Here is a 17,351-nt window from a genome sequence, read left to right as displayed (position 1 = left end):
TCCCTCGCGCGCGGGTGGGTCTTAGACCAGTTTTCGGGGCGGCGAAACCCCGAAAAACGCCCATCAACCGGCAATTTTGACGGGTTTTGGACGTGCCTGCCAGCCACGGGCGAGATGCACCAGCAGCGAGGCCGCAACGCTCGATCCGCCGATCCAGCCAAGGTCGGTCGGCGAGAGCGTGGCCAGCACCGCGCCGCCCAGGGCCCCGCCGATGGCGAAGCCGAGATACATGGCGGAGGCGTTGAGCGAGAGTGCGATCATCGAGGCCTGCGGCTCGATCCGGATGATGCTGGCGATCTGAGCCGGATAGAACGCCCAGCCCGAGACGCCCCAGAGGAAGATCGCGCCCAGCACTGCATAATGCGCCTGTCCGGGCATCAGCTTCAGGACCAGCGAATGCAGGATCAGGGCGCTCGCCATGCCGGCGAGCCCGAGGCCTGCGGTGGCGAGCGTGCCGAGCCGGTCGGCCAGGACACCGCCCATCATGTTCCCGATGGCGGCGGCGCCGCCGAACACCAGCAGCGCGAGACTGATCTGCGCGGCGTCGAAGCCGAGGCCGCGCAACGGGACGGCGAAATAGGTGAACACGGTGAAGCCGCCGAGCGCCCATAAGATCGTGATCAGAAGCGCGATCACGACATTGCTGTGACGCGCCACCGCCAGCCGTTCGCTGAGCGAGGCGGTGTTGCGCGGCAGGCCGCGGGGCAAGCCAAGCAGCAGGCCGGCAAGCGCAACCGCGCCGATCAGGGCCACCATGGCAAAGGTCGCGCGCCAGCCGAGCAGGCTGCCGACGAGATTGCCGAGCGGGACGCCGATCACGGTGGCAACCGTGAGGCCCGAGGTGACCAGCGCCACCGCGCGGCCGCGCCGTTCGGGCGCGGCGACGGCCACCGATACGGCAAGCGCCGTCGGCATGCACAGTCCGGAGCCCAGCGCCATCAGCATGCGGGAGGCCAGCAGCAGGGCGTAGCTGGAAGCCAGCGTCGCGGCGAGATTTCCGGCGATGAAGGTCGATAGCGCCAGGGCCAGCACGGTGCGGCGGTCGATATTGTTCAGCGTCACCGCCAGGATCGGCGAACCCACCGCGTAGGTGAGGGCGTAGGCGGTGACCAATTGACCGGCGGCCGGGACGGAAATCGAAAGATCGGTGGCGATCGACGGCAAAAGCCCTGCAATGACAAAGCCTTCGGTACCAATCGCGAAGGCCGCGAGAGCCAGCCAGAACACGCTCATTGGACGATATCCCTTTGTTCAACATTTATTGAACTATTGAATGCGACGGCTGAGATGTCAATTGGTTCAAGAACTATTGAACATCGTGGCCAGTTTGCTATGATTCCGGACCATGAGCCGTGCACCCCTTCATCCCACCCGCGAGCAGATCGAGCTGCCGATGGTTCTGGATTGCCTGAGCGATCCGATCCGGTTGGCCATCGTCTATCAGCTCGCCCGGCAGGAACGTGTCAGCAGTGAGCTCTGCTGTGGCGACTTCAGCGGCCTCGCCGGCAAATCCAACCTCGCCTACCATTTCGCCAAGCTGCGCGAATGCGGCCTGATGCTGACGCGCGTGGCGGGCACCAACCGCTTCATGCGGCTCCGCCGCGAGGATCTGGATGGGCGCTTTCCGGGGCTGCTCGATGCTGTCCTCAGCTCCGCAGCCAAGGATGCCGACCGGCTACAGCTGCTGTCCGAGTGCGAAACGGTCGAAGTGGATTGAAGTTGAGAGGGTTGCGCGCAGACGGCTGAGATCCCGTCCGTCTTCGCTTTCGCTTCGCTACAGCTACGCCGGACACGCTGCGCCCCTTCGGGCCTTGCGTGGCTGCGCCACGCGTAGCCCCACAGGGGCGAAGCGTGGAGACCCGGCCTGGATTTGAACCAGGATGAAGAGCGTTGCACCGCCCTCGCGTAGACGCTTCCGCCACCGGGCCGTCGCGATCATTGCCGATCGGCGTGCGACAAGCCACCTCGGGCAGTCATTATGCTTAACGGACCAGAGGCGGCCGCGCGATGAAGGTCATGCGCCAGCGATTATGGCCGATATTGGTGTGGGCGCGCTGGGCAGCGAAGCCGGCCGCGGTCAGCTTGGCGACGATCTCGTCCTCGCTATAGCGCTGAAGCCCGATGCGCGTGCGCAGATGACGGTAATCTGACAGCGCGGTGCTGATCAGCCCGATCAGCGCGTCCTTCAGGAAGCCGTGACGCAGGCCGAAGCTGAGCAGCGCCATCACATCCCTGAACATGCCGACATTGGGCTGCAAGATATCTCCGAGCACGAGCTTGCCGGACGGGGTCAGCAATCGCCGGATGCTGACAAGCGCGGCATCGAGCTCGTCCGGCGTCATGTATTGCGCGACCGAGTTCATCACCGCGAGGTCGATCGACTGGTCCTGCATTTTGCGGACGTCGTCGAGTGAGCGGACGCGGATCTTGGTGTTCGGGGCAAATCGCGCGATCAGCCGGCCACGCACGCCGGGGGCGGGCTCGGCGAGAATCAGCTTGCCGCAGGCCGCGGCCACCTGGCTCGCCGACAGCGCCTCGCCGCAGGCATAGTCGAGCACGGTCGCCTCGGGCGATGAGATGTAGCCGATGATGTCCCGCGCGATGATCTGGAAGTGCAAGTCGCGATGCAGCTTGCTGACATAGATCGTATGCGTGGAGTCGTAGTAATCGATCCAATCGTCCATGGTATTTCGTAGGTCCCGGCCAAACGGTTCCTGTCAAGGAACCGGCGCTGCCCGCCTTGCGTTAGGGGTGCGACGGCGCGCCGTCAATGTCCGCGTCCTAACAGGAAGGTTTCCCGTGAGCAAAGCCCCCACCAAGGTCTCGCCCGATCTCGATACCCCCACCGATCTGTCGCCCGATGGGGTCAAGAAGGTCTCTGAGGCGCTCAACGTGCTTCTGGCCGATGCGTTCGCGCTCTATCTGAAGACCAAGAATTTCCACTGGCACATCAGCGGCCGGCATTTCCGCGACTATCATCTGCTGCTCGACGAGCAGTCCGACCAGATCTTCGCCACCACCGACCAGCTCGCCGAACGCGTCCGCAAGATCGGCGGCACCACGCTGAAGTCGATCGGACAGGTCGCCAAGCTCCAGACCATCAAGGACAACAACGAGGACTACGTCCCGCCGCGCGAGATGCTGCGCGAGCTGATGCAGGACAACAAGCACGTCGCGAGCGCGATGCGCAAGGCACACGAGGTCTGCGATGACGCCGGCGATGTCGCCAGCGCCAGCATCCTCGAAAACTTCATCGACGAGACCGAGCGCCGGACGTGGTTCCTGTTCGAGGCCACCCGCCAGGAAGGCGGCAACGAGGCGTAAGGAGTACGCGACTGCATAGGGTGGGTTAGCGCAGCGTAACCCACTTCTTCTGCTTCCGCGGATGTAGACAGTGGTGGGTTACGCCTTCGGCTAACCCACCCTACAGCACCGCGCTTGTCGCTACCGCCACAGCCGCATCAACGCCCCGTCCTTGCCCGTCACCGGATCGGCCGGCGGCAGCGCGACCTCGGGAATCGTCTTCAGTGCCCTGGCATGGTTCTCCGGCGTTGCCCGCGTCACCACCATCTTCGATCCCGGCGGATAGGCGCCGATGATGCAGAAATCACTGCTCGCGCTGATGCACTGATGCCCCGTGCCGGCCGGCAGAATCGCGACGTCGCCCGCCTTGATCTCCAGCTCCTGGCCGTGATCGCCGCCGAAGCGCACGCGGGCACTTCCGCGCGCGACGCCGAGCACCTCATGCACCGTCGCGTGATAGTGCAGATAGTCGTAGACGCCGTTGCGCCACGTGCCGCCCCAGCTATTCGCTTCGAACAGGTTTTCGATGGTCTCCTCGGGACGCCTGGAATCGAGCTTCACCGCACCCTGATAGACCAGGAAGGGAAGGATGTTGTTCGGCACGAGCCCGTCATCTTCGAACACGATGGCGCGTGGCTCGGCATTGTCGCTGACAACGGGCATGGCAGGGCTCCTGCGTGAGCGTAGCAGGAATTAACGAGGGGCGTGAGACGACGTTCCTCGCAGCGTCGAGCCCGGAATGACAGGAGCCCGGGTCAAGGCCCGGGCTCGATGTCGTCAAGGCAATTGCAGGAGAGCCAGCGTTACGCGCTCTTCTTCTGCCGCATCAGATCCGCGAAGCGCTGGAACAGATAGTGCGAGTCGCGCGGGCCCGGCGAGGCTTCGGGGTGATACTGCACCGAGAACACCGGCTTGCCGTCGAGCTGGATGCCACAATTGGAGCCGTCGAACAGCGAGATATGGGTCTGCGTCGCGCCCTTCGGCAGCGTCGCCTCGTCCACCGCAAAGCCATGGTTCATCGAGGTGATCTCGACCTTGCCGGTGGTCTCGTCCTTCACGGGATGATTGGCGCCGTGATGGCCCTGATGCATCTTCTTGGTCTTGGCGCCGACGGCAAGGCCGAGCATCTGGTGACCGAGGCAGATGCCGAACGTCGGCGTGCCCGACTTGATCACGTCCCGAATCACCGGCACCGCGTATTTGCCCGTCGCGGCCGGATCGCCGGGGCCGTTGGAGAGGAACACGCCGTCCGGCTTCATTGCCAGGATGTCTTCCGATGAGGTCGTCGCCGGTACCACCGTCACCTTGCAGCCGACGCCGGCGAGCAGGCGCAGGATGTTGCGCTTGATGCCGTAGTCGATGGCGACGACGTTGAACTCGGGCTTGTCCTGGCGGCCAAAACCCTTGTCCCACAGCCAGGGCGTCTCGTCCCAGGTGAAGCGCTGGCCCGAGGTGACCATCGGCACGAGGTCCATGCCCTCGAGGCCCGGCCATTCGCGCGCTTCTTCCTTCAGGCCATGCAGGTCGAACTCGCCGTTCCTGGCGTGCGCGATCACCGCATTGGGCATGCCCTTGCTGCGGATCAGCGCGGTCAGTGCGCGGGTATCGATGCCGGAGAGGCCGATGATGCCGCGTGCCTTCAGCCACTGGTCGAGGTGCTTGGTGGCGCGGTAGTTCGAGGGATCGGTGATCGCGGTGCGCAGAATCACGCCGCGCGCGCCCGGCGTCGCGGCCATGTTCACCGTCTCGATGTCTTCCTCGTTGGTACCGACATTGCCGATATGCGGGAAGGTGAAGGTGATGAGCTGGCCGGCATAGGAGGGATCGGTGAGGATCTCCTCATAGCCGGTCATCGCGGTGTTGAAGCAGACCTCACCGACGGCATGGCCTTCGGCGCCGAGACCGAAGCCTTCCAGCACCGTGCCATCGGCGAGCACGAGGAGCGCGGTCGGTTTGTGGTCCGGCCAAGCGGTATCGTTGTCATGTTGTGTCATGAGCCCGGTTCATAGTCTGGGCCGTCGCCGCCGTCAAAGCAGACAAGCGCCGATTCACATGCGTTTTTGCATATTTGACAGGTCTCCTCAGGCACTTAAGCTTGGCAGGATAATTTCCGCCAATTTCCCGGGCTCGCGAGGCAATAATGGACCAGACCACCCCGCTTCTGCTGGTTCCGGGGTTGGCCTCCTCGGCCCGGATCTACGCCCCGGTGGTCCCCGCACTCTGGCGGTTCGGCCCGGTGATGATTGCCAACCATATCCGCGACGACAGCATGGCGGCGATCGCCCGGCGCGTGCTGAGCGAGGCCCCGCCGCGCTTCGCGCTCGCCGGCCACTCCATGGGCGGCTATATCGCGCTCGAGATCATGCGCCAGGTGCCCGAGCGGGTTTTGAAGCTCGCGCTGATCAACACCCAGGCCCGGCCCGATACACCGGAAGCGACCGCGCGCCGCCGCGGCCTGATGGAACGGGCGAGGCGCGGCGAGCTGCGCGCGGCGCGCGAGGAGATGTTTCCGGAGCTGGTGCATCCTTCGCGCCGCGACGATGCCGGCATTCGAAAGCTCGTGCACGAGCAGGGCGAGGACGTCGGCGTCGAAGGCTATCTGCGACAGCAGACCGCGATCATTGCGCGGGTGGATTCACGGCCGACGCTGGCGACAATCAAATGCCCGACGCTGGTGCTGACAGGCGATCAGGACAACACGATTCCGAACGCGTTCTCCAAGGAGATGGCGGAGGGCATAGCGGGCGCGAGACTGGTGATCCTCGAGCGTTGCGGGCACCTGCCGCAGCCGGAGCAGCCCGAGGCGACGACGCGGGCGCTGGTCGAATGGCTGGGGAGCCCGGTTGTCTCAGGGCCGCGAACGGCCTAGATCAGGCCTCGGATATTCGAAGGGATCACGATCATGCTGCGCGACGACATCAACAACGCGGTCAAGGAGGCCATGAAGGCCAAGGACGAGCGCAAGCTGTCCACCCTGCGCATGGTGAACTCGACCATCAAGAACGCCGACATCGAGGCGCGGGGCAACGGCAAGCCGCCGCTGTCGGACGCCGACCTGCTCGGCGTGTTTCAGAAGATGATCAAGCAGCGCCAGGAATCGGTCGAACTCTACGACAAGGGCGGCCGCGCCGAGCTCGCTGCCCAGGAGCGCGAGGAGATCGCGGTGATCTCGGCCTATCTGCCGAAGCAGATGTCGGACGACGAGGTGAAGAAGGCGATCGCGGACGCGATCGCCGAGACCGGCGCTGCCGGCATGAAGGACATGGGCAAGGTGATCGCGCTGTTGCGCGCGAAGTACGCCGGCCAGATGGATTTCGGCAAGGCCAGCGGCCTGGTGAAGGCCGCGCTGACGGGCTAGGCGTCATTCCGGGGCGACGCGTAGCGTCGAGCCCGGAATCCATCGTGCCACCTGCTCCGTTGCGAAATGGATTCCGGGCTCGCGCTTCGCGCGCCCCGGAATGACAAGAAGAACAAGGGGAGGCACGATGACCGGCGCCATCAAACCGTTTCGCATCGCCATCAGCGACGACATCCTCACCGACCTCAAATCGCGCCTCGCCCGCACGCGCTGGCCGGAGGCGGAGCTGGTCGACGACTGGAGCCAGGGCGCGCCGCTGAAATGGATCCGGGAGATATGCGCCTACTGGGCCAACAGCTATGACTGGCGTGCCCGCGAGGCAAAGCTCAACCGCTTCGACCAGTTCATCACTGAGATCGACGGGCTCGATATCCACTTCCTGCATGCGCGCTCGAAGGAGCCGTCGGCATTGCCGCTGATCATCACCCATGGCTGGCCAGGGTCCATCGTCGAATTCCAGAAGGTGATCGAGCCGCTGGTCGATCCTGCCGCGCATGGCGGTAATCCCGCGGATGCCTTTCACGTGATCTGCCCGTCGCTGCCGGGCTTTGGCTTCTCCGCCAAGCCAAGGACCACCGGCTGGGGCGTCGACCGCATCGCCGCGACGTGGGCGAAGCTGATGGATCAGCTCGGTTACGCGCGTTACGGTGCGCAGGGCGGCGACTGGGGCTCGGCGGTGACGACATCGCTGGGCGCGCAGGACGCCGAGCACTGCGCCGGCATTCACATCACGCTCGCCTTCAACGCGGCGCCGAAGGTCGAGGGCGAGCCGACGGCGGAAGAGAAGCGCGCGCTCGCCGGCCTGAAGCATTATGTCGATCTCGATTCCGGCTATTCCAAGCAGCAATCGACGCGGCCGCAGACGCTCGGCTATGGCCTGACGGATTCGCCGAGCGGGCAGGCGGCCTGGATTTTGGAAAAATTCTGGGCCTGGACCGATTGCAACGGCCATCCCGAAAACATTTTTGACAAGGACGAGCTGCTCGACAACGTCATGCTCTATTGGGCAACGGAGACGGCGACCTCCTCCGCACGGCTCTATTGGGAGAGTTTTGGCAGGCGCCGAACGACCCCGGTCGTGAAGGTGCCGACCGGCGTCGCCGTGTTCCCCAAGGAGATCATCACGCCGGTCAGGCGCTGGATGGAGCCGAACTTTCCTAACATCACGCACTGGAGCGAGATGGAGAAGGGCGGGCATTTCGCCGCATTCGAGCAGCCGGAGCTGTATGTTGGCGACGTCAGGAAATTCTTCCGGACGGTGCGCCGTTAGGGGATGCCCCCGCGTCGCCATGCCCGGGCTTGTCCCGGGCACCCACGCGCTTAAACTCTGGTTCAAACAAGAACGTGCACGGCCGGGACAAGCCCGGCCATGACGATGCTGCCGGGAAACGACCATGCTCACCGAAGCCGCAACCTACGACGAGCTCTATCGCAACTTCCGCTGGGACGTCCCGGCGCGCTTCAACATGGCGGAAGCGTGCTGCGACCGCCATGCCGACGGCACGGGCCGCCTCGCGCTGGTCTATGTCGACGAGAATGGCGCAACCACGCGCACCTCGTTCGACGAGGTCGCGGAGATGTCGCGCCGCTTCGCCAATGTGCTGAAGGCCGATGGGCTTGCGCGCGGCGACCGCGTCGCGGTGTTCCTGTCGCAGTCGCTGGAGCTGCCGATCGCGCACATGGCCGCGTTCCGCTCCGGGCTGATCTCGATCCCGCTGTTCGCGCTGTTCGGCGAGGACGCGCTGGAATTCCGCCTGTCGAACTCGCAAGCAAGAGCCATCATCACTGATGAAGCGGGCTGGGAGAAGCTCACGAAGGTCCGCGATCGGCTGCCCTATTTGCAGGACATCTATATCACGAGCGGCGCGGTCCATGCCGGCGCAAAACCGTTCTGGTCGGCGATCGAAACCGCGTCCGAGGACTTTGCGACCGTCGACACCTCCGCCGATGACCCCGCCCTGATCATCTACACGTCAGGCACGACAGGCAATCCGAAGGGCGCGCTGCATGCGCATCGCGTTGTGCTCGGCCACTTGCCGAATGTCGAGATGTGCCACAACTTCCTGCCGCGCCCCGGCGATCTGATGTGGACGCCGGCGGACTGGGCGTGGATCGGCGGCCTCGTCAACGGCCTGTTCGCGTTCTGGTATCACGGCATCCCCCTGGTCGGTCACCGCGCGCGAAAGTTCGAGCCGCAGGCGGCGATGCAGATGATGGCCGACCTCGGTGTCCGCAACGTCTTCCTGCCGCCGACCGCGCTGAAGCTGATGCGGCAGGCCGGCGTGAAGCATTCCGGCGTCAAGCTGCGCAGCATTTTCACGGGTGGTGAATCTCTCGGCGGCGAGCTGCTCGGCTGGGTGCGCGAGACGTTCGGCATCGACGCGCATGAAGTGTTCGGCCAGACCGAGTGCAACCTCGTGATCGGTAGCAACTCGAACCTGTTTCCGATCCGTCCGGGTTCGATGGGCAAGGCGACGCCGGGCTTCGACGTCTGCATCGTCAACGACAAGGGCGAGGAGCTGCCGACGGGACAGCGCGGCATCATAGGCGTGCGCCAGCCGTGCCCGTGCACGATGCTCGAATACTGGCGCAATCCGGACGCGACGGCGAAGAAATATGCCGGCGAATTCCTGCTGACCGGTGATCTCGGTACCCGGGATGAGGACGGCTATTTCTGGTATGTCAGCCGCGAGGACGACGTCATCACCACCGCCGGCTACCGCGTCGGCCCGTCCGAGATCGAGCACACGCTGATGAAGCATCCGTCGGTGGCGATGGCGGCGGTGGTCGGCATCCCCGATCCGATCCGCACCGAATCGATCAAGGCCTGGATCGTGCTGCGTCCCGGCTTCGCGGCAAGCGACACGCTCGCGCGCGAGATCCAGGAGTTCGTGAAGGTGCAACTCGCCGCCCACGAATATCCGCGCTTCGTGGAGTTCGCGGAGACATTGCCAATGACGGCGACGGGCAAGGTGCTGCGGCGCGAGCTGCGGGCACGGGGTTAGGCTCTTTCAACAATGGCAAAGATGTCTCAAGCTGCGGGGCTTCACCGCGCTTCACTTCCGAAGCTGCACGATCTCGATGTTGCGCTCGAGCTCATGTATTACGGCTGGCGCGGGATGACGCTGGAGGCCGATGAATATCTTGCGAAGCAGGGCCTGTCGCGTCCACACCATCGCATCCTCTACGTGGTGGCGCGCCGGCCCGATATCGCGATCGGCTCGCTGATCGAGATCCTCGGCATCTCCAAGCAGGCCCTGAACCGGCCGCTCAACCTGCTGCTGGAGCGCAAGCTCCTGACGTCGAAGCGAGCGCCCGAGCAGCATCGCTCCAAGCTGTTGCGCTTGACGGAGGCCGGGCGACGCATCGAGCAAAAAGCATCGGATCACGAACGGAGGGTCCTGCGCGAAGCGTTCGATCGCGCAGGGGCGTCGGGTGCGGCGGCATGGATTGCCGTCATGGGGGCGATCGCCGACAACAACTGACGATTCCTGAAGTCAACATAGTTGACATGAGGTGCGAGCTTTGCCACTTTCCCGGCAACGAGCCAGGGGAGGGCTCCGCCGTGAGCGGACGGATAATGGATCGCGCAGCCGCCGAGCGATTTGTCGCGGCATGGTGCGTGAGCTGGTGCCGGGTCGATATCGACGCTGTCGTCGCGCATTTCGCCGACGATGCGCAGATGCGCAGCCCTCTGGCACTATCACTGACCGGTTCTCCGGTCGTCACCGGCGCCGAGAACATCCGTGCTTATTGGCGCGAGGCTTATGGCCACATCGAGAGCGCCGACCTGAAGATCCTGAGCTGGAGCTGGGACGAGGCGATCGCGCGCCTGACGGTGTGGTGGCAGCTCGGCGATACGCGCGCCAGCGAGTTCATGGATTTCGACGATGCGGGCCGTGTGGTGCGCAGCGAAGCCTTCTACGGAAAATGATCATGCACCTTTCGGATTTCGTCCTGCTCCTCAACACGCTCTGGTTCGGCGGCGCCTTCATCCAGTTCAGCGTCGCCCAGGGCAACACGCTGAAGATACTCCTGCCGCGCGAAGAGCGCAGCAATCCGATCGCGCCGACGCTGGCGGCCAGCGTGGCGTTCCTGGGCGGGATGAATCTGCCGATCGGGCTTTTGTCGTTCTACCTTCTGGCCGCTCGTCCGGCTTTCTTCCAGCCGATCGAGGCGCAGCTCGCGTTGTTCCTGTTCTTTGCCGCCTGCCACTTCAGCCAGTTCGCCTATAACCTTCCGGTCCTGATGCGCGGAGGGCGCGTCGGGGTGGCCTACTGGCCCGTGCTGAAAGGTCCGATGCTCAGGATCTTCGTCATCGACGCGGCTCTGTTCGTAGCCAATCTCGGCGTAGCGCTCCGGCTGGCGTTCTCCTCCTGATTTCAGAGCTGGGGCGCCGACAGGGCGGACCGCAGCATCGCGGCAAGATCCTTCCGCCGGAACGGTTTTGTCAGGATGCGGGCGTCGCCGACCCCGTCGGGCGTCTTGACGGGATTTTGGGTGTAGCCCGAGGTGAAGAGCACCTTGAGCCCGGGCCGCAAGCTGGTCGCTTGCCTGGCAAGCTCCGGCCCGAACATGCCGCCGGGCATCACGACGTCGGTGAGCAGCAGGTCGACGTCGCCGGGGTGGCGCAACAATTCGAGAGCCGCGGGACCGTTCGGCGCCGCGATGACGCGATAGCCGAGCGTCTTCAGCTCGCTCTCGACATAGGCCCGAACCATGTCGTCGTCCTCGACGACAAGAATGGTCTCGCTTCCGTCGGGGGCGACGATCCGTTCCGCGGGTGACGGCTGCTCGTTCGGTGACGTCGCAAGGCGGGGAAAGAACAGCCTGACGACGCTGCCTTGTCCCGGTTCGGACTGCATCTGCACGACTCCGCCGGATTGCCGCACAAAGCCGTAGACCATGCTCAGGCCGAGGCCGGTACCCTTGCCGACCTCCTTGGTGGTGAAGAACGGCTCGAACGCCCGGCTCGCCACCTCGGCAGTCATGCCGCTGCCGGTGTCGGTCACGGCCACCATGACGTAGTCGCCCGGCCGCGGCTCGCCGTTGACGTCCAGGTCGGATTCACCGAGCGAGGTGTTGCGCACCTCGATCATCAGCTTGCCGCCGCGCGGCATGACGTCGCGCGCGTTGAGCACGAGGTTGAGCAGCGCCGTTGTCAGCTGGCCAGGATCGACGCTGGTCAGCCACACATCCGGTTCGAGCGCGAAGGTGCATTCGATGTGCTCGCCCAGGGGCCGGCGCAACAGCTGCTCCATCTCGTGAATCTTCACGGCGATGTCGATGTCTCGCGGCCGGAGGGGCTGCTTGCGCGCGAAGGCGAGCAGGCTTCGCGTCAGGTCGGAGCCGCGCTCGGCGGCGGTCGCGATGTCGTTGGCGATCCGGTGCAATTCCTTGTTGCCGGCCAGCCTGTCGGCAAGATGCTCGGAGTTGCCGAGAATGACAGTCAAGAGATTGTTGAAATCGTGCGCCACGCCGCCGGTGAGCTGGCCCATGGCTTCCATCTTCTGGGATTGGCTGAGCTTGTGGCTGAGGTCGGCGATGGCGGCGCGTTGCTGCTCGAGCGACTCGGCGGTGTCGTTGAGCAGGGTCATCAATCCGCCCAGCTCGCCGCCCGGGTGGGGAGGCGGAATTCGCGCGCTGAGATCTCCGAGCCCAAGTTTCTTCGCCATGGTGGCGAGACGTCCGACCTGACGCCCGACGCTCACGGTCGCAAGGATCCAGACGGCCGCGAGCAGCAGCAGCGAGGCCACCGCGAGTATCGCCACATCCTCGTAGAGCCGGCGATTGGCCGCCGCGACAAGTCCGTCCTTGGACCGTCCGACCATGATGTAGAGGCCGGCATCGCGGGTCGAAGGCGAGCGGGCGGCGACAGCCCAGACATGCGTCCGGCCGTCGCGATCGGTCACCTCCTGATACGCCTTCCGGTCGGGCGTTGCGGCGAAGCGGAGCAGGTCGGATCCCGCGATCGACGTGCCAACCGGATCGGTCCAGCCTCCGCGGGAGGGGGCGACCAGAACCGTTCCTTTGCTGTCGAGAAGCAGGATCTCCTTCTGGCCGAGCAGCCGCTTGTCGTGAAACTCCGCGAATTTGCGCAGGTTGAAGGAGGCGAGCAGGACCAGCTTCAGGGCGCTCGTCTCCGATCGCACCGGATAGGCGATCTGGAGCACCGATAGTCCGGTCAGCCGGCCGAATACCGGCTCGAGCGCGATGCCGCGCGACACAATGGCCTGCTTGAAATAGGCGCGATCCCGCAGGTCGAGCGTGCGGTTGGTCCGCAGCGAATCGCAGAACAGGCTGCCGTCGGGATCGATGGTCAATATCCCGGTGAACTGTGGGTATTCCTCGCGGACTTCCGACAGGAACGCCGAGCACGCCGCCTTGTCGCGCGTGTCGAGGTCGCGTGCACGGGCGAGACCATAGTGAAGCTGGGTCGTGCCCTGAATCTTCTCGTCCAGGTCGCTTGCAATGTCGTCGGCTGCCGCGGTCAGATTGGCCAGGGCTGCGTTGATTTCGCTGCTGCGATTTTGCACGAAACGCAAGCCGACGAGGATGGCCGGCACCAGCATGGCCGCAATGACGAGTATCAGTAGCCGGGTACGCAAGCTCATCGGTCGGGCGGTCCAATTTGGTCGTCGCGCGTGCTGGTTCGAAGATGCAATCTGCGGCACCACCCTCCGCTCAGTCCATAGGCATCGCGCCGAAAAGGCCCTGCGGGGAAAGATTTCGGCTGCGCACGTCACGGATGAGTCCCCGGAAAGTTCGCCCGCGAGGCTCTGTTGGGCTGGTGTCGGGCCTCCCGGGATACCGTCATCCCGCAATCAACGCGCGCGTGCGCGCAGGTCGCGAGGGCGCTAATATCGGGATCGCGCGCGACGGAGATCGTGCCGGTGATGAGAGGGAGTCGCATGTCGATCTCGGGCAAAGTCGATCCGGTGGTGCGTCCCGTGGCGGCGACCGACATTGCCGAGGCGCTGGTCGAGGGTTTGCGCGATTTCCAGGCGCTGCCGCTCTACGGGCTCTGCTTCGGCGCGCTCTACGCAGGCGGCGGCATCGCGATCATGCTCTGTCTCACCGCCTTCGGCATGGTCTATCTCGTCTATCCCCTTGCGGCCGGCTTTGCGCTGATCGGGCCGTTCGTGGCGATCGGCCTCTACGAGGTCAGCCGCCGCCGCGAGCGCGGCGAGCCGGTCTCCTTCGGCGCCATCTGGTCGGCGATACGCGCGCGCAGCGAGATCGGCTGGATGGCTTTCGTTACGCTGTTCGTGTTCGTGATCTGGATGTACCAGGTGCGGCTGCTCATCGCGCTGCTGCTCGGCCTGCACGCCTCGTTCTCGAGCTTGCAGGAATTCATGACGGTGGTGCTGACGACGAATGAGGGCTTGCTGTTCCTCGCCATCGGCAACGCGGTCGGCGCCGTGCTGTCGCTGATCTTGTTCTCGCTGACCGTGGTGTCGTTTCCGCTGCTGCTCGACCGCGAGGTCGATTTCGTCACCGCCATGGTGACGAGCGTGCGTGCGGTCGTGACCAGCCCGCTGCCGATGATCTCGTGGGCGGCGGTGATCGTGATGCTGCTGATCGTCTCGGCGCTGCCGTATTTTCTCGGACTGGTCGTGACGTTGCCCGTGCTCGGACATGCGACATGGCATCTTTACCGGCGGTTGGTGGTGCCGGTGTAAGATCGTCGCCTTTGCTGCTTTCGCTCTCCCCTTGGGGATGTCGCAGGGTGGGCAAAGCGAAGCGTGCCTACCATTCAGAAAGATGGTGGGCACGGCGCAAGTGCGCCTTTGCCCAACCTACGATTCCGAGTTCGCGGAGACAGACCCGTCTCGCTCACGGCGTCTTGATCCCCATCGCCTTCAATGCCGCCAGCATCTGCGCTGGCGGTGTCATTTTGATCTGCGGCGCCTTGCCGGTTTCCAGCAAACTCTTCAGCCCCGACAGGATCGCGGGCCAGCCGGTGCGGCCGCCGGAGAGGATGTCGTCGCTGAGCGCGCGGTCGTGGCGTTCGCTCATGGTGAGACGGACGGCCTCGCCGGCTTGCTCGATCTCGTAGGTGACGAGCGTGGTGCCGAGCCTTGCGACGAGGTCGGGCCAGTTGATGTTCCATGTCACCGTCAGCTTGTTCGGCGGATCGTATTCGAACACTTCACCCGAGATGTGCTCCGAACCGTCAGGCGCGCGCACGATGAAACTGCCGCCGAGCCTCCGTTCCATCTCCACCGCAAAGCCGGAAAAGTACTTCTTGCTGAACTCGGCCGAGGTCAGCGCTTCCCACACCTTGTCCGGCGTGGAGACGATGTAGATGGTGTAGACCGTCAGCGGTTTGAACTGATCGAGGTTCATTTTGCGTCGAATCCCTTGTTGAGGGCAGCGCGCGGAATGCCGAGCAGCTTGCCGGTCTCGAGCAGGCTCTTGAGCTGGGACAGGATCGCCGGCCAGCCATTGGAGACGGCGCCGAGATATTTGCCACCCTCGACGAAGCCGTCATGCAGCACGGTCAAACGCACGAGCGAGCCGAACGGTTCGATCGTGAAGACGACGCGCGATATCGGCTCGCCGCGCAGCTCTTCGAACTTCTGGTGCTTGAAGCTGTAGGATAGGCGGCGCGGCGGATCGGCCTCCAGAATCTCGCCGGAATCCGTGACCTCGCCGTCGAGCGTGAGCGCGAAGGGGGAGCCGACCTTCCAGTCCGACCGGACCTCGGCGCCGAACCAGTATTGCCTGGTGAACTCGCTCGACGTCAGTGCCTCCCACAGTCTCTCCGGCGTGGTCTCGATGTAGCTCACATAGACGAATTGGGGCTTACTCATCGCGCTTCTCCAACTGACGTTTCAACTCGCTGAGCGCGGCGAGCTTGCCGCGCTCGAATTTCCTGATCCAGCGTTCGCCGATCTGATGGATCGGCACCGGATTGAGGTAATGCAGCTTCTCGCGGCCATGTCTGATGGTCGTGACCAGGTTGGCCTCTTCGAGAATGACAAGGTGCTTGGTCACGGCCTGGCGCGTCATCGCGAGGCCTTCGCAGAGTTCGTTCAGCGTCTGGCCGTTCCTGGCGTGAAGCCTGTCCAGCAGCGACCGTCGTGACGCATCGGCGAGCGCTTTGAAGACCTCATCCATGGCGGCGATAATAGGCAACCAAATGGTTGCATGTCAAGATGGTGTCTTTGGCGCCCGGAAATGGCTGTGCTAGCCTTGAAGCTCAGCCAACGCAGATTGGTTCCGGGAGAGCTTTGATGTTCCGTTGCGTCCCACTCGCTGTAGGCCTTGTCCTTTTCGCCTGCAGCACCACGGCCCAGGCACAACAGAAGCAGACCATCGGCGCGCCGCCGGAAGCGTCCAATATGAAGCTGGTCGGCACCAACGACCTGCAGGCGCGCAGCGCGTACCAGCCGACCATCCATCACCAGGGTGCTCGCTGGATCGCCTATTTCGGCCATCACGGCGGCACCGACGACGTGCCCGCGCCCGTCAACCCGATGACGGGGCAGGCCGAACCGAACGGAACGTCCATCGTCGACGTCACCGATCCCGCGCGTCCAAAATATCTGCGGCATCTGCCGGGCCAGGAAGGCAAGTACGAATCCGGCGGCGCGCAGATGGTACGGGTTTGCGACGGCAAGTCGCTGCCGAAGGGCGATCCCAATGCGGTCTACATGCTCCGCACCTTCGGCAGCGAGGCGCATGAGATCTGGAACGTCGCCGATCCCGCAAATCCCGTGCTCGTTACCCGCATCGGCGGGCTGAAGGACACCCACAAGAGTTGGTGGGAGTGCGACACCGGCATCGCCTTTCTCGTCTCCGGCGCGCCGGACTGGCGCACGCGGCGCATGACGCAGGTCTACGACCTCAGCGATCCCGCGCATCCGCAGAAAATCCGCGACTTTGGCCTGCCCGGCCAGGAGCCCGGCTCGACCGGCGCCGTGCCGACCGAATTGCACGGGCCGATCTCGACCGGACCCGACGGCAATCGCGTGTTCTTCGGCTACGGCACCAACAAGGGCGGCATTTTGCAGATCGTCGATCGCGACAAGTTGCTGAACGGGCCGAAGGAGCCGACACCGGAGAATCTGCGCTATCCCGAGATTTCGCGCATGCCGATGTCCGCCTTCAACGGCGCGCATACGACGTTCCCGATGCTCGACATGCCCGTCGCCGAATTCGCCGAGGACAAGGATGGCAAGACCCGCGACATCGTCATGATCGTCGACGAGGCGATTCTGAACGAATGCGGCGAGGCGCGGCAGATGGTGTGGTTCGCCGACGTCACCACCGAGACGCGGCCGATGATGATCTCGAGCTACACCGTGCCGGAGGCGGGCGGACAGTTCTGCCAGCGCGGCGGCCGCTTCGGCTCGCACTCGTCGAACGAGAGCATGGCGCCGGTCTATTACAAGAAGATGGCCTTCATCGCCTTCTTCAATGCGGGCGTGCGCGCGCTCGACATCCGCGATCCCTATCACCCGAAGGAGGTCGGCTATTTCATCCCGGCGATCACGCAGGCCACCGACAAGCGCTGCATTCCCGTCGAGGGCGGCGAGCGCTGCAAGGTCGCGATCCAGACCAACAATGTCGAGACCGATGATCGCGGCTACATCTACATCGTCGACCGCGCCAACACTGGTCTGCATATCCTCGAGCTGACCGGACCGGCGCGCGCGGCCGCCGGCCTGCCGAGGAACTGACG

At 64.4% G+C, this 17,351-nt stretch carries 19 protein-coding genes and 1 tRNA gene; 11 read left to right on the top strand and 9 right to left on the bottom strand.

What is annotated here, in order from left to right; genetic code table 11:
• Positions 1-63 precede the first annotated feature (63 nt).
• Positions 64-1,233, bottom strand: coding sequence for an MFS transporter (locus ACKWRH_RS38040; protein WP_445217728.1), 1,170 nt, complete (start codon positions 1,231-1,233; stop codon positions 64-66).
• Positions 1,234-1,345: 112 nt separating this feature from the next.
• Here ACKWRH_RS38040 and ACKWRH_RS38035 point away from each other — a divergent pair, with 112 nt between their 5' ends.
• Positions 1,346-1,717, top strand: coding sequence for an ArsR/SmtB family transcription factor (locus ACKWRH_RS38035; protein WP_445217727.1), 372 nt, complete (start codon positions 1,346-1,348; stop codon positions 1,715-1,717).
• A gap of 135 nt (positions 1,718-1,852) precedes the next feature.
• On the opposite strand, the gene ACKWRH_RS38030 is transcribed toward ACKWRH_RS38035, so the two are convergent.
• Together ACKWRH_RS38030 and ACKWRH_RS38025 are read right to left on the bottom strand one after the other, a co-directional pair.
• Positions 1,853-1,928: transfer RNA gene (locus tag ACKWRH_RS38030), tRNA-OTHER, on the bottom strand.
• Between the two features lie 54 nt (positions 1,929-1,982).
• Positions 1,983-2,684 carry a class I SAM-dependent methyltransferase gene (locus ACKWRH_RS38025; protein WP_445217726.1) on the bottom strand — a complete coding sequence of 234 codons (702 nt, stop codon included), beginning with the start codon at positions 2,682-2,684 and terminating at the stop codon, positions 1,983-1,985.
• 115 nt (positions 2,685-2,799) lie between these two features.
• Here ACKWRH_RS38025 and ACKWRH_RS38020 point away from each other — a divergent pair, with 115 nt between their 5' ends.
• Positions 2,800-3,324, top strand: coding sequence for a Dps family protein (locus ACKWRH_RS38020; protein WP_063985503.1), 525 nt, complete (start codon positions 2,800-2,802; stop codon positions 3,322-3,324).
• Between the two features lie 120 nt (positions 3,325-3,444).
• On the opposite strand, the gene ACKWRH_RS38015 is transcribed toward ACKWRH_RS38020, so the two are convergent.
• Together ACKWRH_RS38015 and carA are read right to left on the bottom strand one after the other, a co-directional pair.
• Positions 3,445-3,966: a cupin domain-containing protein gene (locus ACKWRH_RS38015; protein WP_445217725.1), complete on the bottom strand. Its 522-nt coding sequence runs from the start codon at positions 3,964-3,966 to the stop codon at positions 3,445-3,447.
• Between the two features lie 140 nt (positions 3,967-4,106).
• The gene (carA, locus tag ACKWRH_RS38010) at positions 4,107-5,297 is read right to left on the bottom strand and encodes a glutamine-hydrolyzing carbamoyl-phosphate synthase small subunit (protein ID WP_445217724.1); all 1,191 of its coding nucleotides are present in this window, start codon (positions 5,295-5,297) and stop codon (positions 4,107-4,109) included.
• A gap of 146 nt (positions 5,298-5,443) precedes the next feature.
• On the opposite strand from carA, the gene ACKWRH_RS38005 reads away from it, so the two are divergent.
• The 7 genes from ACKWRH_RS38005 to ACKWRH_RS37975 all read left to right on the top strand — a co-directional run bounded on the left by ACKWRH_RS38005 (position 5,444) and on the right by ACKWRH_RS37975 (position 11,041).
• Positions 5,444-6,172: an alpha/beta fold hydrolase gene (locus tag ACKWRH_RS38005; RefSeq protein ID WP_445217723.1), complete on the top strand. Its 729-nt coding sequence runs from the start codon at positions 5,444-5,446 to the stop codon at positions 6,170-6,172.
• Positions 6,173-6,205: 33 nt separating this feature from the next.
• Positions 6,206-6,661 (top strand): GatB/YqeY domain-containing protein, encoded by a 456-nt coding sequence (locus ACKWRH_RS38000; RefSeq protein ID WP_445217722.1) that lies wholly within the window; start codon positions 6,206-6,208, stop codon positions 6,659-6,661.
• Positions 6,662-6,788: 127 nt separating this feature from the next.
• Positions 6,789-7,931, top strand: a complete 1,143-nt coding sequence (locus ACKWRH_RS37995; RefSeq protein WP_445217721.1) for an epoxide hydrolase family protein — start codon at positions 6,789-6,791, stop codon at positions 7,929-7,931.
• Between the two features lie 124 nt (positions 7,932-8,055).
• Positions 8,056-9,666 carry an acyl-CoA synthetase gene (locus ACKWRH_RS37990; protein ID WP_445217720.1) on the top strand — a complete coding sequence of 537 codons (1,611 nt, stop codon included), beginning with the start codon at positions 8,056-8,058 and terminating at the stop codon, positions 9,664-9,666.
• A gap of 12 nt (positions 9,667-9,678) precedes the next feature.
• Positions 9,679-10,146, top strand: a complete 468-nt coding sequence (locus ACKWRH_RS37985; protein WP_445217719.1) for a MarR family winged helix-turn-helix transcriptional regulator — start codon at positions 9,679-9,681, stop codon at positions 10,144-10,146.
• 95 nt (positions 10,147-10,241) lie between these two features.
• Positions 10,242-10,595, top strand: coding sequence for a nuclear transport factor 2 family protein (locus tag ACKWRH_RS37980; protein ID WP_445222550.1), 354 nt, complete (start codon positions 10,242-10,244; stop codon positions 10,593-10,595).
• Positions 10,596-10,597: 2 nt separating this feature from the next.
• Positions 10,598-11,041, top strand: a complete 444-nt coding sequence (locus ACKWRH_RS37975) for a hypothetical protein (RefSeq protein ID WP_028159430.1) — start codon at positions 10,598-10,600, stop codon at positions 11,039-11,041.
• A 2-nt stretch (positions 11,042-11,043) separates the two neighbouring features.
• On the opposite strand, the gene ACKWRH_RS37970 is transcribed toward ACKWRH_RS37975, so the two are convergent.
• Positions 11,044-13,275, bottom strand: coding sequence for an ATP-binding protein (locus ACKWRH_RS37970; RefSeq protein WP_445217718.1), 2,232 nt, complete (start codon positions 13,273-13,275; stop codon positions 11,044-11,046).
• Positions 13,276-13,572: 297 nt separating this feature from the next.
• Here ACKWRH_RS37970 and ACKWRH_RS37965 point away from each other — a divergent pair, with 297 nt between their 5' ends.
• Positions 13,573-14,343: a DUF2189 domain-containing protein gene (locus ACKWRH_RS37965; protein WP_445217717.1), complete on the top strand. Its 771-nt coding sequence runs from the start codon at positions 13,573-13,575 to the stop codon at positions 14,341-14,343.
• A 154-nt stretch (positions 14,344-14,497) separates the two neighbouring features.
• Here the strand turns inward: ACKWRH_RS37965 and ACKWRH_RS37960 are convergent, their stop codons facing one another.
• From ACKWRH_RS37960 to ACKWRH_RS37950, 3 genes are read right to left on the bottom strand one after another with little or no spacing between them, the layout of a single operon-like run.
• Positions 14,498-15,010 (bottom strand): SRPBCC family protein, encoded by a 513-nt coding sequence (locus ACKWRH_RS37960; protein WP_445217716.1) that lies wholly within the window; start codon positions 15,008-15,010, stop codon positions 14,498-14,500.
• Positions 15,007-15,477, bottom strand: coding sequence for an SRPBCC family protein (locus tag ACKWRH_RS37955; protein ID WP_085400444.1), 471 nt, complete (start codon positions 15,475-15,477; stop codon positions 15,007-15,009). Before ACKWRH_RS37955 ends, ACKWRH_RS37960 begins: the two co-directional genes overlap by 4 nt.
• Positions 15,470-15,784, bottom strand: a complete 315-nt coding sequence (locus ACKWRH_RS37950) for an ArsR/SmtB family transcription factor (protein ID WP_008544842.1) — start codon at positions 15,782-15,784, stop codon at positions 15,470-15,472. Before ACKWRH_RS37950 ends, ACKWRH_RS37955 begins: the two co-directional genes overlap by 8 nt.
• Before the next feature lie 116 nt (positions 15,785-15,900).
• Here ACKWRH_RS37950 and ACKWRH_RS37945 point away from each other — a divergent pair, with 116 nt between their 5' ends.
• Positions 15,901-17,349 (top strand): LVIVD repeat-containing protein, encoded by a 1,449-nt coding sequence (locus tag ACKWRH_RS37945; RefSeq protein ID WP_445217715.1) that lies wholly within the window; start codon positions 15,901-15,903, stop codon positions 17,347-17,349.
• Positions 17,350-17,351 lie beyond the last annotated feature (2 nt).

Source organism: Bradyrhizobium sp. Pa8 (assembly GCF_052588265.1).
This window is presented reverse-complemented; position numbering and strand designations above follow the sequence as displayed.